Source organism: Dermacoccus sp. SAI-028, assembly GCF_004346775.1.
In the GTDB taxonomy this organism is placed as follows: domain Bacteria; phylum Actinomycetota; class Actinomycetes; order Actinomycetales; family Dermatophilaceae; genus Dermacoccus; species Dermacoccus nishinomiyaensis.
The window spans coordinates 1,299,528-1,314,010 of record NZ_SMFS01000001.1 but is presented as its reverse complement, the minus strand read 5'-3'; the positions used below and the strand labels follow the sequence as shown (position 1 = coordinate 1,314,010).

At 68.0% G+C, this 14,483-nt stretch carries 11 protein-coding genes; 4 read left to right on the top strand and 7 right to left on the bottom strand.

Features of this window, described 5'->3' with window-relative positions:
• Nucleotides 1–214 precede the first annotated feature (214 nt).
• Together EDC82_RS06020 and EDC82_RS06015 are read right to left on the bottom strand one after the other, a co-directional pair.
• Complete coding sequence (locus EDC82_RS06020) at nucleotides 215–2,167, bottom strand: class I SAM-dependent DNA methyltransferase (RefSeq protein WP_131940860.1); 1,953 nt, start codon at nucleotides 2,165–2,167, stop codon at nucleotides 215–217.
• A 237-nt stretch (nucleotides 2,168–2,404) separates the two neighbouring features.
• Nucleotides 2,405–3,559 (bottom strand): Fic family protein, encoded by a 1,155-nt coding sequence (locus EDC82_RS06015; RefSeq protein ID WP_074039171.1) that lies wholly within the window; start codon nucleotides 3,557–3,559, stop codon nucleotides 2,405–2,407.
• Between the two features lie 231 nt (nucleotides 3,560–3,790).
• On the opposite strand from EDC82_RS06015, the gene EDC82_RS06010 reads away from it, so the two are divergent.
• Together EDC82_RS06010 and EDC82_RS06005 are read left to right on the top strand one after the other, a co-directional pair.
• Nucleotides 3,791–6,391 carry a DNA topoisomerase (ATP-hydrolyzing) subunit A gene (locus EDC82_RS06010; RefSeq protein WP_074039170.1) on the top strand — a complete coding sequence of 867 codons (2,601 nt, stop codon included), beginning with the start codon at nucleotides 3,791–3,793 and terminating at the stop codon, nucleotides 6,389–6,391.
• A 250-nt stretch (nucleotides 6,392–6,641) separates the two neighbouring features.
• The gene (locus EDC82_RS06005; protein ID WP_074039169.1) at nucleotides 6,642–7,523 is read left to right on the top strand and encodes a sucrase ferredoxin; all 882 of its coding nucleotides are present in this window, start codon (nucleotides 6,642–6,644) and stop codon (nucleotides 7,521–7,523) included.
• Nucleotides 7,524–7,550: 27 nt separating this feature from the next.
• On the opposite strand, the gene EDC82_RS06000 is transcribed toward EDC82_RS06005, so the two are convergent.
• On the bottom strand, nucleotides 7,551–8,822 hold the full coding sequence (locus EDC82_RS06000) for an AI-2E family transporter (RefSeq protein ID WP_074039168.1): 1,272 nt from the start codon (nucleotides 8,820–8,822) through the stop codon (nucleotides 7,551–7,553).
• 98 nt (nucleotides 8,823–8,920) lie between these two features.
• Between EDC82_RS06000 and EDC82_RS14910 the strand changes: the two genes are divergently transcribed.
• Nucleotides 8,921–9,112: a hypothetical protein gene (locus EDC82_RS14910; RefSeq protein ID WP_235006139.1), complete on the top strand. Its 192-nt coding sequence runs from the start codon at nucleotides 8,921–8,923 to the stop codon at nucleotides 9,110–9,112.
• 52 nt (nucleotides 9,113–9,164) lie between these two features.
• Nucleotides 9,165–9,323: a hypothetical protein gene (locus tag EDC82_RS14905; protein ID WP_235006138.1), complete on the top strand. Its 159-nt coding sequence runs from the start codon at nucleotides 9,165–9,167 to the stop codon at nucleotides 9,321–9,323.
• A gap of 60 nt (nucleotides 9,324–9,383) precedes the next feature.
• On the opposite strand, the gene EDC82_RS05990 is transcribed toward EDC82_RS14905, so the two are convergent.
• From EDC82_RS05990 to EDC82_RS05975, 4 genes are all read right to left on the bottom strand, one after another.
• Nucleotides 9,384–9,782: a hypothetical protein gene (locus tag EDC82_RS05990; RefSeq protein ID WP_235006136.1), complete on the bottom strand. Its 399-nt coding sequence runs from the start codon at nucleotides 9,780–9,782 to the stop codon at nucleotides 9,384–9,386.
• A gap of 143 nt (nucleotides 9,783–9,925) precedes the next feature.
• Nucleotides 9,926–10,585: a hypothetical protein gene (locus EDC82_RS05985; RefSeq protein WP_040015027.1), complete on the bottom strand. Its 660-nt coding sequence runs from the start codon at nucleotides 10,583–10,585 to the stop codon at nucleotides 9,926–9,928.
• Nucleotides 10,586–10,798: 213 nt separating this feature from the next.
• Nucleotides 10,799–12,079: an MFS transporter gene (locus tag EDC82_RS05980; RefSeq protein ID WP_131940858.1), complete on the bottom strand. Its 1,281-nt coding sequence runs from the start codon at nucleotides 12,077–12,079 to the stop codon at nucleotides 10,799–10,801.
• A complete protein-coding gene (locus tag EDC82_RS05975; RefSeq protein WP_006946863.1) occupies nucleotides 12,076–14,247 on the bottom strand; it encodes a type IIA DNA topoisomerase subunit B in 2,172 nt (723 codons plus the stop codon). Before EDC82_RS05975 ends, EDC82_RS05980 begins: the two co-directional genes overlap by 4 nt.
• Nucleotides 14,248–14,483 lie beyond the last annotated feature (236 nt).

Below are 14,483 nucleotides of genomic sequence, written 5' to 3'. Positions count from 1 at the left end.
AGCGCTCCAACTGGGGCGCGCACCGACACGAGAATGTCGCCGGAAACGGCACTCTTTGGAGGGGAGTCGCACTGTAAGCGTGGCGCGGGGTGGTGTGCTCCAAATTCGGCATTGCCTTGAATAAACGCAAGCCCGTTCTCGAGGTCGTGGACCTCCGACCCTGCTGGCGACTGGCCCGCGATGACTAGGGCTACGTAGCGGAGCGGAATCTCCTTCACAGGCCCAGGTCCTTCATCCAGCCCTGAATCTGCGTTTCGAGGTCACGGATCTCGGCGGCGATCTCCTCCACCGGGCGGGGCGGTTCGTGCACGTAGAACTGGCGCGTGAAGGGAATCTCGACGCCGATCTTCGTCTTCGTGTGGTCGATCCACGCTTCGGGCACGTAGGGCCGGATCTCGGATTCGAGGTGCGCCTCAGCAGTCTCGCGCAGCACCGCCGAGCGCTCGTCAGGGTCGAGCGAGAACCAGCCGTCGGGCAGGGGGACGTTCTCGGCATCGCGCAGATCGGGGTCGGGTTCGGGCTGCCCGTTCTTCGTGACGATCGGCGCGTCAGGGTCGGCCACCGCACACGCGGCAGCGAACTTCTTGCGCTGCGCCGCCGTCAGCTTCGCGATCGCGTCGGCCTCGGCGAGCAGTGCCTTCTCCGTCTCGAACCGCTGACCGACCAGCGGCGCGAACACGTCGAACGGCGCGTCGGCGACGGCCTCCGTCGTCACCTCCCAGCGGCGGCGCATCGGGCGCTCCACCGTGATGCGCTGGAACCCGAACGCCTCGCGCGGCAGCACCTTGACGCGCGCATCGCCGTCCGCCTCGTCGAGGGCGCCGCCGTAGAGGCGCCCGATCTCGGCGATGGCGTCGGCCGTCAACTCCTTGCGCTTGTCGCCGAGCGATTTGCGCATCTTCGTGCCCATGGCGCGGGCGTCGACGAGCTTGACGAGGCCGCGGTCGGCGTCGGCCTTGTCGTTCGTCAGGATCCACACGTACGTCGAGATGCTGGTGTTGTAGAACATCTGATCCGGCAGCGCGACGATGCCTTCGAGCCAGTCGTTCTCGAGGATCCACTGGCGGATGCGCGACTCCCCCGAGTCGGCCGCGCCGGAGAACAATGGCGAGCCCGACAGCACGATGCTGACGCGCGAGCCCGTCGGCTTCATCTTCGAGAGCATGTGCTGCAGGAACAGCAGTGAGCCGTCGGACGAGCGCGGCAGCCCCGCGCCGAAGCGTCCGTTCATGCCCTGCTTGGCGTGCTCCTCCTTGATGGGGGCGGCGTACCCGGCCCAGTTCACGCCGTAGGGCGGGTTGGCGAGGATGAAGTCGAAGTGCTCACCGCTGAACGCGTCCTGCGTCAACGAGTTGCCGTTGCGCATCTGCTTGGGGTCGATGTCCTGCATCATGAGGTCCGATTGCGCGATGGCCCACGTCTCGTCGTTGAGCTCCTGGCCGTAGACCTTCACCTCGGTTTCGGGGTTGAGCGCCCTCATGTGCTCCATCGCCGTCATGAGCATGCCGCCGGTGCCCGCCGCGGGATCGTAGACGGTGCGCACCGGCAGGGGGTTCTCGACGAGCTCGCGGTGCGCCTCGCCGCCGACGAGCAACTCGACCATGAGACGGATCACCTCGCGCGGTGTGTAGTGCTCACCGGCCGTCTCGTTGCTCATCTCCGAGAAGCGCCGCAACAGGTCTTCGAAGATGTACCCCATCGCCTCGTTGCTCACGACGCTCGGCCGCAGATCGAGGTCGGCGAAGTCGGCGAGTACGCGGTAGAGGATGCCCGCGCGATCCATGCGCGCGATCTTGTCGTCGAGGTTGTATGCCTCCATGACGACGTAGGCGTCGCTGCTCAGACCGCGGATGTAATTCGACAGGTTCTCCGCGAGCGCCTTGTCGTCGCTCAGCAGACTCGTGAACGTGAAGCGCGAGATGTTGTAGAACCGCTGCCCCGCCACCTTCTTCAGCATCATCGCCTGCGGGGCGGCGATCGTCTCGAACGTCTTCGCCTTCGCGAGCACGGCGGGCTTGGTGTCGACGAGCACGGCGTCCATGCGGCGCAGCACGAGCAGCGGCAGCATCACCTGGCCGTACTCGTGCTGACGGAACGTGCCGCGCAGCGTGTCGGCGACCTTCCAGACGAAGGCGACCTTGTCCTCGAAACCCTGCGGTGATGCCATGCGGGCCATTCAATCAGCACGCCCAGCGCGATCGGGCGTCAACGTGCGCGCACGACCTCCACGTCTCGGTGAAGCCGCAAGGCGGCGTCCGGCCACCATGGGCCCGATCGGGGTCTGCATGGCGCGCGGAGCGGGCGGGGGGGCGAAGCCCGAACGCGTCAGCTGGACCTGCTGCTGATGCCGTGGATCTCACTCGTCACGTGAGTCATCGTGTCAGGTGCTGAACGCGCCTCGACGCTACGGCAGGTTCATGCGGATCTGCCGCATGAGGTCGGGGTACGGGTCGACGAGGGTGCGCTCACCACGCGCCTCGCGGACGACGTTCTGCAAGAGCTCGCCCGGGAGGTAGTAGCGGCCGCGGCCGCGCGTCGGCCCCTCCGGGCTGAGCAGCCCCGCCGTGGCCAGCGCCGCCAGATCACGTGTCGCTGTGCGTTCTTCCACGCCGGTGCGGTTGACGTAGGTGCTGCGCCGGATGCGGATGCCCAGGGCAGCGTCGAAGAGTGCGTCGACCGAACGCTCGGGCACCCCTGTCGTCGCCACGAGATCGTCGAGCGCGCTCCAGACGTTCTCCGCGTCGCGGAAACGGCGCCGGAGCGTCTGGGCCTGCTGGTGGTGGGCTCTGAGAGAGAACTTCACCCACGCCGTCGCGTCGCGCTGGGGGTTCCAGGCACCCTGCCCCGTCGCGGCCAGGACGTCGTAGTAGGCCCGCGTGTTGGCGCCCAACCACTCCTCGATGCTGGAGAACTCCGGCTCGAGAATGTCGTCGGTGGCGAGCACCAGCGTCTGCAGGACGCGGGCCATACGTCCGTTGCCATCACGGAAAGGGTGGATCATGACGAAGTTCAAGTGAGCCATGGCACCACGAACCATGCTGTGCTCCCCCGACGACGCACTCATGGCGTCGACCAGTGCGTCGATGAGGGCCGGCACGTCGTCCGGATCGGGCCCCTCGTAGACGTTCGCTCCGGTCGATTCGTCTTGAACGTAGATGGCTGCCCGCCGGAACTCGCCGGGGCTCTTCGACAGGTCATGTTCGAGGAGCATGAAGTGCATCGTCCGGAGCGTGTGAGCATCAAGAGCGAACCCCGGCAACGTCGCCATGCGCAGCACGTACGTGAGCACGCGCCGATAGCCCTCGATCTCCTTCCACGTGCGCTCATCCGCCGTCAGCGGCTCATCGCCCTCGACTGCAGCCGCCGCATCCTCGGGGGTCACGTCGTACCCCTCGATGCTGTTCGACCCCCTGATGGCACGCGCTTGGGTCGTCCGGCGCAGGCCCCCGGACCATCGTTTCGGGGCGCGCAGTACAGCGGCCATCTCGCGACGGATGGCATCGATCTCGTGGAGAACAGCGACGTCGACCTCGTCGAGGTCCGGTGTCTCGTACAACATGGCCGCCCCTCCGTCGCGTCCCGATGTCTCAATGTCCTTTTCATTAGGACATAGAGACAGTAACCCGCCGCGTCGCTATGTCCTAATGCAAAAGACATAGAGACATGGCTGCCACGGGAGCGCTCAGACCCCCGCCGCGTGTCGCGAACCCCCGTCAGCGCGCGGATGCGGGAGGATGAGCGATGCACCCTGCCCGGGCACCGGGCGTCAGCGAGCTAGTGAGGAAGCGCAGTGGCACGCACGAAGAAGCCCGAGATGCCGGACGAGGACATCGTCGAGAACATCATCGACATCGATGTCGAGGACGAGATGCGGGCGGCGTTCCTCGAGTACAGCTACTCCGTCATCTACTCGCGCGCGCTGCCCGACGCGCGTGACGGGCTCAAGCCGGTGCAGCGGCGCATCCTGTTCTCGATGGACGAGCTCGGCCTGACGCCGAACAAGAACCACGTCAAGTCCTCCCGCGTCGTCGGCGAAGTCATGGGTAAGTACCACCCGCACGGCGACTCGGCGATCTACGACACTCTCGTGCGCATGGCCCAGGACTTCACGATGCGTCTGCCGCTCATCGACGGCCACGGCAACTTCGGCTCGCTCGACCAGGGCCCCGCGGCGTCGCGTTACACCGAGGCGCGCCTCGCGCCCGCATCCCTGACGCTGGTCGCCGGCCTCGACGAGAACACCGTCGACTTCGTCCCCAACTACGACGACTCGCTGCAGCAACCGTCCGTCCTGCCCGCCGCGTTCCCGAACCTGCTCGTCAACGGCGCGAGCGGCATCGCCGTCGGCATGGCGACGAACATGGCGCCGCACAACCTCGGTGAGGTCGTGCAGGCCGCCGTCCACCTCATCAAGAACCCCGACTGCAGCCTCGACGACCTCATGCGCTTCGTGCCGGGCCCCGACCTGCCGATGGGCGGGCGCATCATCGGCCTCGACGGCATCCGCGACGCCTACCTCACCGGCCGCGGCACGTTCCGCACGCGCGCGACGGCGACGATCGAGAACGTCACGCCACGCCGCAAGGGCATCGTCGTCACCGAACTGCCGTACCTCGTCGGGCCCGAGAAGGTCATCGACAAGATGAAGGACCTCGTCGGGCAGAAGAAGCTGCAGGGCGTCTCCGACGTGAAGGACCTGTCCGACCGCCACCACGGCCTGCGCCTCGTCATCGAACTGAAGAACGGCTTCAACCCCGAGGCCGTGCTCGAACAGCTCTACAAGCTGACGCCGATGGAGGAGAGCTTCGGCATCAACAACGTCGCCCTCGTCGACGGTCAGCCGCGCACCCTCGGGCTCAAGGAGCTGCTGCGCGTCTACACCGACTTCCGCATCGACGTCGTGCGCCGCCGCACCGCGCACCGCCTCGGCAAGAAGGAGGACCGCCTCCACCTCGTCGACGGTCTGCTCATCGCGATCCTCGACATCGACGAGGTCATCCAGATCATCCGCTCCTCCGACGATTCTGCGACGGCGCGGGCGCGCCTCATGCAGGTGTTCGACCTGTCCGAGGCGCAGGCGACGTACATCCTCGACCTGCAGCTGCGCCGCCTGACGAAGTTCAGCCGCCTCGAGCTCGAGAAGGAAGCCGACGAGCTGCGCGCCGAGATCGAGAAACTGCGCGCGATCCTCGCCGACGTCAAGCTGCTGCACAAGGTCGTCTGCGACGAACTGCTCGCCGTCGCAAAGGAATTCGGGACGCCGCGACGCACCGTCCTGCTCGAGGGCAACGGCGCCCAGGCGGTGGCGAGGTCGGCATCCAAGTCGTCGATGCCGCTCGAGATCCCCGACGACCCGTGCTGGGTGCTGCTGTCGTCAACCGGCCTCATCGCGCGCACCACCTCGGCCGATCCGCTGTCGACCGACGGTGGCCGCCGCAAGCACGACGTCGTCCTCGCCGCCGCGCGCACCAGCGCGCGCGGTGAGTTCGGCATCGTCACGTCCGCAGGTCGGCTGTTCCGTGTCAGCGCGCTCGAACTGCCGCACCTCGTCGACACGCACGCAGCGCCCGTCCTCGACGGCGGCGCGCCCGTCGCCGCGTTCGTCGACCTCGCACCCGGCGAGAAGGTGCTGACGGTGACGTCGCTGCGCGCCGACTCCCCCGGCCTCGCACTCGGTACCGCAGCGGGCGTCGTCAAGCGCGTGACGACGGAGTACGCGAACAAGCCGATCATGGAGGTCATCACGCTCAAGGGCGACGACGTCGTCGTCGGTGCCGTCGAACTGCAGACCGGCACCGAGGAGCTGACGTTCGTCACGAACGAGGCGCAACTGCTGCACTTCAACGCTGCGAACGTGCGCCCGCAGGGCCGCACCGGCGGCGGTGTCGCCGGCATCAAGCTCGGTGCCGGCGCACGAGCGATCTTCTTCGGCTCCGTCTCGCGCGACGGCATCGTCGTCACCGGCGCGGGGCACCCGGGCTCGCCGAACGGTGAGATCACCTCGCTCAAGGTCGCACCGTTCACCGAGTTCCCCGCCAAGGGACGCGCGACAGCCGGCGTCCGCGCCCACCGCTTCCTGCGCGGCGAGAACCACCTGACGTTCGCGTGGGTCGGTTCCGCGCCGGCGCGCGCGGCGGATGCTTCGGGCAAGGCGATCGGCAAGCTGCTCACCCTCGACGACGCAGACGGCAAGCGCGACGGTTCCGGCGACACCGCCCCCGGCCAGATCGCCGCGATCGGCACGACGGCGCCCTACGCGTCGGTGGCCGCCGATGCGTCGTCCGCCGAAGTGGCCGAGCAGACGCCGGTGACGGCGGGCGAAGAGACTGACGACGGTGCGATCGGCGACGACGGAAGCCGCCTCAGTCTGTTCGACGGTGACGACGCCTGACGTTTGACGGGGTGGGTGCTGGCGCGGGGCGTTGCGGGCCTCTATGGCGGCCCCTGGTGCAGTTCGCATCGACAGTTGAGTCAGTTGTTCGCCCGTGCGGCAGTCAGGACTGACACAACCATCACCACGTGACGCAGCTGCGGCGGGCGCGCGGGGCGACGGCCAGGGTTCTGCTGAGCGCGTGTCATCTGAGGCGCTCGCATCAGAGCGCGAGACCCATCGTGCCTTGGCGCGCCTCTAGGCTGGGGGCATGATGACGTCACCCAGTTCGTGCTCGCTCGATTGGGAAGCGGCCGGCATGCCTGCGTGGGGGACGGCGAAGGTGGCACGCGTCATCGTCGCCGTCGAGGTGCCCGGCGCGTGGGGACGCGATGCCGTCGGCGATTCCGGGCTGCCGCAACCTGCGGACGCAACGCTGTACCTCATCCGTCGTGTCGGGCGACATGCCGTGGCGGGTGAGACGGCCCGGGTGTTCGTCAGCGGTGGTTTCGGTGACGAACCGTGGCTCGTCGAAGCTACCCTGCGACGCGAAGACGTGCCAGGTCTGCTCGCCGGCGATGTGGCAGATCGCGCGAGGTTGGCGTGTTTCGGTTTCGCCGCACGCCCCGAGCCTGTGCTGCTCGTGTGCACGAACGGCCGCCGCGATGCCTGCTGTGCCGTCCGTGCCCGGCCCGTCGCGGAAGCTGCGCATGCCGCCGCACCCGACAACGTGTGGGAGGTCTCGCACATCGGCGGACATCGGTTCGCGCCGACGGCAATCCATCTGCCGAGCGGCCAGACGTTTGGCCGGCTCACTGGTCAGGCGGCCGCTCACCTCGCAACGACGACGATGACTTCGACGCTCGATCCTGCTGTGCAGCAGTCGTTCTCATCGACCACACACCGCGGGCGAATCGACCTGCCGCCTGTCGCTCAGGTGGCAGAGACGTGGTGGCGCGAGCGCCATCCGGGCCTGACGATGGCCCCCGTCAACGACATCGGGGTACCCGTAGCCGACCGCCAGGAGGGGTGGCTCGTCTCCCTGCCCGACGGAACGACCCTGGCCGTCACGTCGGTCGTCGGTGAGCCGCTTCGCGACTCGTGCCTCAAGGACGCGAAACCGTCCGCGTCCTATGGCGCGCGGGTGAGCTGAGTTCTCCTCGATCACATGCTCAGGGCGTCATGCCTTCGTCGACCCGCCTGCCCCAGTGTTGACGGCACGGTCAGGCGCAGCATCGGCTGCTGAGTCGGCCTCCGCGAGTTCGACGGGGTCGCGCTGGCCCGGTGGGTCGTCATTCGTCGGAGGGTCGTCGTCGAGATCCTTCTTCGCGTCGCGTTGCGCGGCGTCGAGCGTCGAGCTCTTCACCTCGTAGCGCGTCTTGTAGAGGTCGAGGATGGCCATGGCCGTCGCGGCGGCGGGCACACCGAGCAAACCGCCGGCGAGGCCGAACATGTTCGCGCCTGCGAGGGCGGATGCGAACGAGACGGCCGGGTGGACGTCGACGGCGCGTGCGCTGATGTTCGGCTCGATCGTGACGTTCTCGATCTGCTGGTAGACGATCGCGAAGATGAGGACGAACAGGCCGTTGATCGGTTTGTCGCTCGTCGCGCCGACGAGGACGGGCAGGACGATCGAGATGTACGTGCCGATGTTGGGCACGAACTGCGCGATGATGCCCGTCCACAACCCGAGCGCCAGCCAGTACGGCATGCCGATCAGCATCATGAACGTGCAGTGGATCGTCGCCGAGATCGTCGCGAGGATGAAGCGCGCCGCGACGTACCCGCCGACCTTTGCGACGAACACCTCCCACACCGTCAGCACGACACGTTGCTGACGCGGCGGGAACAGCCCTGCCACCCAGGTGCGCAGACGCGGTAGGCCGGCCGAGATGTAACAGGTGAAGAAGATGAGGACGAACAGGTTGAACGCCGTCGACACGACGCTCGTTACGAGCCCGAGGACACCGCCGGCCAGCTGCGAACCGTAGTTCGCGACGTTGTCGGGCGTCAGGTTGACGCTCGAGAGCAGCTTGTTGATGTCGTAGTCGGTGTCGAACTTGCGGTTGACCCAGTCGACGCAATCCGTGACGAGGCCGGGCGCCGCACTGATGAGCGCCTGCACCTCGTCGACGAGGAGGCCCCCGAACGCGGCGAAGAACCCGACGACGGCGCACGCCAGCAGCAGGACGACGAGACCCGTCGCGAGCGCACGCGGCATGTGCATCGCGAAGCGCGACACGGCCGGTTCGATGGCTGCGGCGAGGAAGAACGCCATGACGACGTTGAAGACGACCGAACCCGCCGACCCCGTCAGATAACCGAGGGCGGTGAGCAGGGCGAGGGCGCCGATGACGATCCAGGTGGCATGCCACACCGACTTGAGGTCCAGAGAGACCTTGAGGTGCTGCGGTTCGTCGTCACCGACATCGGCGCGCCTGAACAGTGTCATGTCGTCGTCGTTTCGCTCGCTGAGTGATCTGGCGTGATCCTCTCACGAGGTGGTGACATCGACATGTTCCTTGGGCCGCGCCGCCCTACGATGCCTGCATGCCCCGATTGCACATCGCCCAGAACGACCGTGCCGACGCCGTCATCTCGGAGCGTCTGTTCGGGCTGCTCGTCGGAATGCTGCTCGACCAGCAGATCGCGATGGAGGTGGCGTTTCTCCGGCCCCGCCAAGATCTACGACCGGTTCGGCACGCTCGATCCGACGAAGATCGCCGCGATCGAACCGGGTGAGTTCGTCGAGAAGTGCACGACGCCTCCCGCCCTTCACCGTCACGGCCGCTCGATGGCAGAGCGCGTGCAGAAGCTCGCCGCCGTGCGCGACGACTACGACGGCGGCACCCACCCCATATGGGCGACGGACGACGCCGCCGACTCGCTGCAGAAGGTTCGCGAGACGAAACGTGAGATGAAGGCGGCGAAGAAGGCCGCAGCCCGATCGTGACGGCGGCGTCAGCGGCACCTCGCCGACGTTGGGCGAGGGACGCCGCGCTGCCAGGGGGGCTCAGGTGCGCAACCACGCCACGAGACCCGCGCAGCCGCACGCCCACAGGACGCTGACGAACGTGCCGATGATGAACCGCTCGGCGACGGCCGACTTCTCGACGCTGCGCAGCTCCGGATAACGCCCGAGCCCCTTGACGGCGAGAACGATCGCGATCGCCTCCGGCCACGACGCGACGAGCCCCGCGAAGATCGCCAACCGCTCAAGCGCGCCGATCCACGCGCCGCCGCGCAGGATCGTGGCGGCCTGTGCGACCCCGTCCGAGGACTCCGGCAGGCTCTCCCCCACCTCGGACGCCCGACGATCGACGCTGCGGAACACGAGCGTCGTCACGACACCACCACCCGCGAGCGCCAGTGACCCGAACAGCGCGACGACGAGAACATCCCTGACATCCATGACCCGACGGTAGACGCCGCCACCGACAGTGGTGAGGACACAGGCCGGGACGATCCGTTCCGTCGGGCGCAACGCCGAGCCGGGTGAGGGCCGGGCTGGTGATCCGAGCGCGCCCACAGCCGTCATGCCGCGGGCGCACACGATCAGAGCATGTCGGCTCTCGAGCGGCGCCGCCCCTCAGCAGAGCGAGCGCGCGCAGCGTCCATGAGGCGCGCGGCGAGGCGCATGCCGGCGTCGCTCTCCTCGACGGCTGCGGCCCGCGCGCGTTGGCTGACGGCCGAGGGGGTGATGTCGAGTTCGGCGGCGACCTCGCGCCCCGTCAGCCCCTGCCCCAACAACTCGGCAACAGCCCACCCCGCAGGTGTGCGGCGATGCCAAAGCAGGTGCAGCAGCGCCAGCGCCGCGTCGAGGTCGGCCCCCGCCTCGGGCGCCGAAGGAGCCCGAACGGCCACGCGCGCCGGCACGAGCCGGGATGCCTCGACCGCCTCACGCGCCGCGATGAACGCCTCACCCGAGGCGGCACGCACATCGTCGGGTACGGGCGTCACGACCGCGCCGATGCCGACCCCCACCCGCCAGCACCCGAGGCGCGCCAGCCGTTCGAGCGCCTCGACCGTATCGCTCGAACGCGTGAACAGGGCCTGGATCTCATCCCCCGCCGTCCGCGCGAAGCCGCGCGCAGACCCCCCGCTCGACGGGAGAGCGCGCAGCGCTCGCAGGGCGGAGGGCACGGCGTCGCCGCCAGAGCGGCTGTCGACCTGATCCGCCGTCAGCACCACGAGAGAGGATCGGAGTGAAGGCATGGACCTAAACTAGCAGAAGTTAAGGGGAAAAGCTTCATTCGTAGAACCGTCCAGATCGACCATCCGCCGACGCTCAGCCTGACCACACACGGCGCCAAACGACGGGGACGGCCCCACTCGCCCGGCCAGCCGTCATCGCGGACACCCCTGCCCGAGACCGACGAAGCCACATCACGGTTGCCGCACCCGGTTCGGCCCGGCGCGCCCCACGACTCAGGCAGCGAGTCGATACCGCCGGAAGGACGGGACGAGCAGGCCCACGAGCACGACACCGATGACGACGCACACGCCGCCGAGCCACGCCGTCGTCGCCGCTCCGATCGCGGTCGCGCCGGCGCCGTGGATGACGTCCGCGATGCGTGGGCCGCCGGCGACGACGACGAGGAACACGCCCTGCAGCCGCCCGCGCACCTCGTCGCTCGCCGCCGTCTGAAGCATCGACGTGCGGAAGGCCGCGGAAACCATGTCGGCCGCACCTCCGATGACGAGGGCGATGAACGCGAGCCAGAACACGACGTCGACGCGCCCGTTCGCGAGCGCTACCGCCGCACCGAACCCGATGATGGCGAGGCCCCATACGAGCACCGCGGCCAGCACGGCGACGCCGTGTCGTCGCACGCGCGACACCCACCCGGAGAACACGCCGCCGAGCACGGCGCCGACGGGGATCGCCGCGAACAGCCACGCGAACGCGAAACCACCCCCGAGCGGACCGCCGAACGACTCGTGCGCGATCTGGGGAAACTCCGAGCGCGGCATGCCGAACACCATCGCGATGAGGTCGACGACGAAGCTCGCGAGCAGGACGGGGTGACGCGTCAGGTAGCGCAACCCGTCGAGAACCGACGAAAAACCGGCCTTGACGACCTCACCGATCGGCGGCAGCGCGGGCATGCGGAACACGGCCCACAGCGTCGAGAGCAGGCAGATCGTGTCGGTCGCGTACATCCACGAGAACCCGAGTACGGGGATGAGCGCGCCGGCGAGCAGCGGGCCGGCAATGCCACCGGCCATCGCGACCGTCATGAGCAGCGAGTTCGCGGCGGGCAGCAACTCGGGTTCGAGCAGGCGCGGCAGCGACGATTGCAACGCCGGTTGATGCAGCGCGAACAACGCCTGCTGTGCTGCGAACAGACACAGCAGCACCCAGACGTTGACGCCGCCTGCTGCCGCCTGCGCCCAGAACAGCGCGCTCGCGACGACCAAGCCGCCCGAGGTGAACAGCAGGATCCGTCGACGATCGTGCGCGTCGGCGAGCGATCCGCCGTACAGGCCGAACACGATGAGCGGCACGAGGCCGAACAACCCCGTCAGCCCGACGTAACTCGAATCGCGCGTCTGCGCGTAGATCTGCGCGGGCACGGACACGATCGTCAGCTGCGCGCCGACGACGGTGACGATGTCGGCGATCCACAACCGCCGGAAGGCGGGGTTGCGCAACGGCCGCGTGTCGGCGAGAACCGAGCGAAACCGTTGCAGCCGAGTCGAACTCATGCGTCGATGCGCTCGGTGTCGAGATCGTTGGCGCTGGAGATGATGAAATCCTTGCGCGGCGCGACCTCGCTGCCCATGAGCAGGTCGAACACCTGCTCGGCCATCTCGGCGTCCTTGAGCGTGACACGACGCAATGTGCGGTGGCGCGGGTCCATCGTCGTCTCCGCGAGCTGGTCGGCGTCCATCTCACCGAGGCCCTTGTAGCGCTGCGGCTGCTTGAACGTGCGGCCCTTCTTCTCCCACGCCGCGACGGTGGCTCGCATCTCGTCCTCGGAATAGGTGTAGATGACCTCACCCTTCGCGCGGCCCTGCGCGCTCACCTCGAGACGGTGCAGCGGCGGCATCGCGGCGTACACGCGCCCCGCCGCGACGAGCGGACGCATGTAGCGGAAGAACAACGTCAGCAGCAGCGTGCGGATGTGGGCGCCGTCGACGTCGGCGTCCGTCATGAGGATGATCTTGCCGTAGCGCACCATGTCGAGGTCGAAACTGCGCCCCGAACCCCCGCCGACGACCTGGATGATCGAGGCGCACTCCGCGTTCTTCAGCATGTCGCCGACGGACGCCTTCTGCACGTTGAGGATCTTGCCGCGGATCGGCAGCAGCGCCTGGTACTCCGAGTTGCGCGCCGCCATGCCCGTACCGAGCGCCGAGTCGCCCTCGACGATGAACAGCTCGCTGCGCTCACCGTCGGTCGAGCGGCAGTCCTTCAGCTTGCCCGGCAGGCTCGAGGATTCGAGCGCCGTCTTGCGACGCTGCGTCTCCTTGTGGGCGCGCGCGCTGATGCGCGACTTCATCTCGGCGACGACCTTCTCCAGCAGTAGCGCGGCCTGCGCCTTGTCGTCACGCTTCGTCGACGTCAGGTGCGCGCTCAGCTCCTTCTCGACGACCTTGCTGACGATGGCGCGCACGGCCGCGGTGCCGAGCACCTCCTTCGTCTGGCCCTCGAACTGCGGCTCCGCGAGGCGGACGGTGACGACGGCCGTCAGACCGGCGAGGACGTCGTCCTTCTCGACTTTGTCATTGCCGACCTTGAGCTTGCGCGCGTTGACCTCGAGCTGCTTCTTGAACACCTTCATGAGCGCCTGCTCGAAACCGGTGTTGTGCGTGCCACCCTTCGGCGTCGCGATGATGTTGACGAAGCTGCGCACCTTCGTCTCGTACCCGGTGCCCCAGCGCAGCGCGATGTCGACGCCGCACTCGCGCGTCACGTCCTGGCTCGTCATGTGGCCGCTCGATTCGTCGAGCACCGGCACCGTCTCGGTGAACGACCCGCTGCCCTGCAGGCGCCAGATGCCGGTGACGGCGGCGTCGGGCGCGAGGTACTCGCAGAACTCGCTGATGCCGCCGTCGTGGAGGAAGGTCTCCTCGTGGGGGCCGTTCTCCCCCGGCGTACCGGCGAGGCCCCGCTCGTCACGAATGATGATGGTGAGGCCCGGCACGAGGAAACTCGTCTGACGAGCGCGCGCGATGAGCTGGTCGTAGTCGAACTGCGCGGTCTTGAGGAAGATCGTCGTGTCGGCCCAGTAGCGCACGCGCGAACCGGTGACGCCGCGCCTGGCCTTGCCGACAACCTCGAGCTGGCTGCCGGACTCGAACGGCGTGAACGGGTTCGTCGGGCTCTTCGCGAGCGGATCGGAGGAGTCGCCGTCAGCGAACGTGCCGGGCTCGCCGCGGCGGAAACTCATGCCGTACGTCTTGCTCGCACGGTCGACCTCGACGTCGAGACGCGAACTGAGCGCGTTGACGACGGACGCACCGACGCCGTGCAGACCACCGGAGGCCGTGTACGACCCGCCACCGAACTTGCCGCCCGCGTGCAGTTTCGTGAAGACGACCTCGACGCCCGACAGACCCGTGCGCGGCTCGACGTCGACGGGAATACCGCGGCCGTTGTCGCGCACCTCGACGGAGCCGTCGGGCAGGAGGATGACCTCGATGCGGTCGCAGTACCCGCCGAGCGCCTCGTCGACGGCGTTGTCGATGATCTCCCAGAGGCAGTGCATGAGGCCGCGACCGTCGGTCGAGCCGATGTACATGCCGGGACGCTTGCGGACGGCCTCGAGCCCCTCGAGCACCTGGAGGTGGCGGGCGGTGTAGTTCTCTTGGTTCTCGCTGGGCGACACCTGGGGAATCTCCTTGACCTTCGTCACGCGCACACTCGACATGTGCCTCGACACGCTATCGGACGAACCCCGTCGTTCCGCGTCGCCACGCGCAAGCCACCCCTCGTGGGCGCTCCGTCATGTGGTGTGCATGGTGGTGTGCGGCCGCGGGTGCACGCGGGTCGAGGCAATCGCTCGGGCGCGCGAGGAGGCCCGCAGATCGAAACCGGCTTCGCGGGAATGCCTCCACGTGGAAGACTGTTGTTCATTGTCGAGAACCACATTCGTGTGGGTTCACG

Coding starts and splice junctions, on each gene's coding strand:
- EDC82_RS06020 (WP_131940860.1), bottom strand. CDS start 2,167: ATGGCATCACCGCAGGGTTTCGAGGACAAGGTCGCCTTCGTCTGGAAG.
- EDC82_RS06015 (WP_074039171.1), bottom strand. CDS start 3,559: ATGTTGTACGAGACACCGGACCTCGACGAGGTCGACGTCGCTGTTCTC.
- EDC82_RS06005 (WP_074039169.1), top strand. CDS start 6,642: ATGATGACGTCACCCAGTTCGTGCTCGCTCGATTGGGAAGCGGCCGGC.
- EDC82_RS06000 (WP_074039168.1), bottom strand. CDS start 8,822: ATGACACTGTTCAGGCGCGCCGATGTCGGTGACGACGAACCGCAGCAC.
- EDC82_RS14910 (WP_235006139.1), top strand. CDS start 8,921: ATGCCCCGATTGCACATCGCCCAGAACGACCGTGCCGACGCCGTCATC.
- EDC82_RS14905 (WP_235006138.1), top strand. CDS start 9,165: ATGGCAGAGCGCGTGCAGAAGCTCGCCGCCGTGCGCGACGACTACGAC.
- EDC82_RS05990 (WP_235006136.1), bottom strand. CDS start 9,782: ATGGATGTCAGGGATGTTCTCGTCGTCGCGCTGTTCGGGTCACTGGCG.
- EDC82_RS05985 (WP_040015027.1), bottom strand. CDS start 10,585: ATGCCTTCACTCCGATCCTCTCTCGTGGTGCTGACGGCGGATCAGGTC.
- EDC82_RS05980 (WP_131940858.1), bottom strand. CDS start 12,079: ATGAGTTCGACTCGGCTGCAACGGTTTCGCTCGGTTCTCGCCGACACG.
- EDC82_RS05975 (WP_006946863.1), bottom strand. CDS start 14,247: ATGTCGAGTGTGCGCGTGACGAAGGTCAAGGAGATTCCCCAGGTGTCG.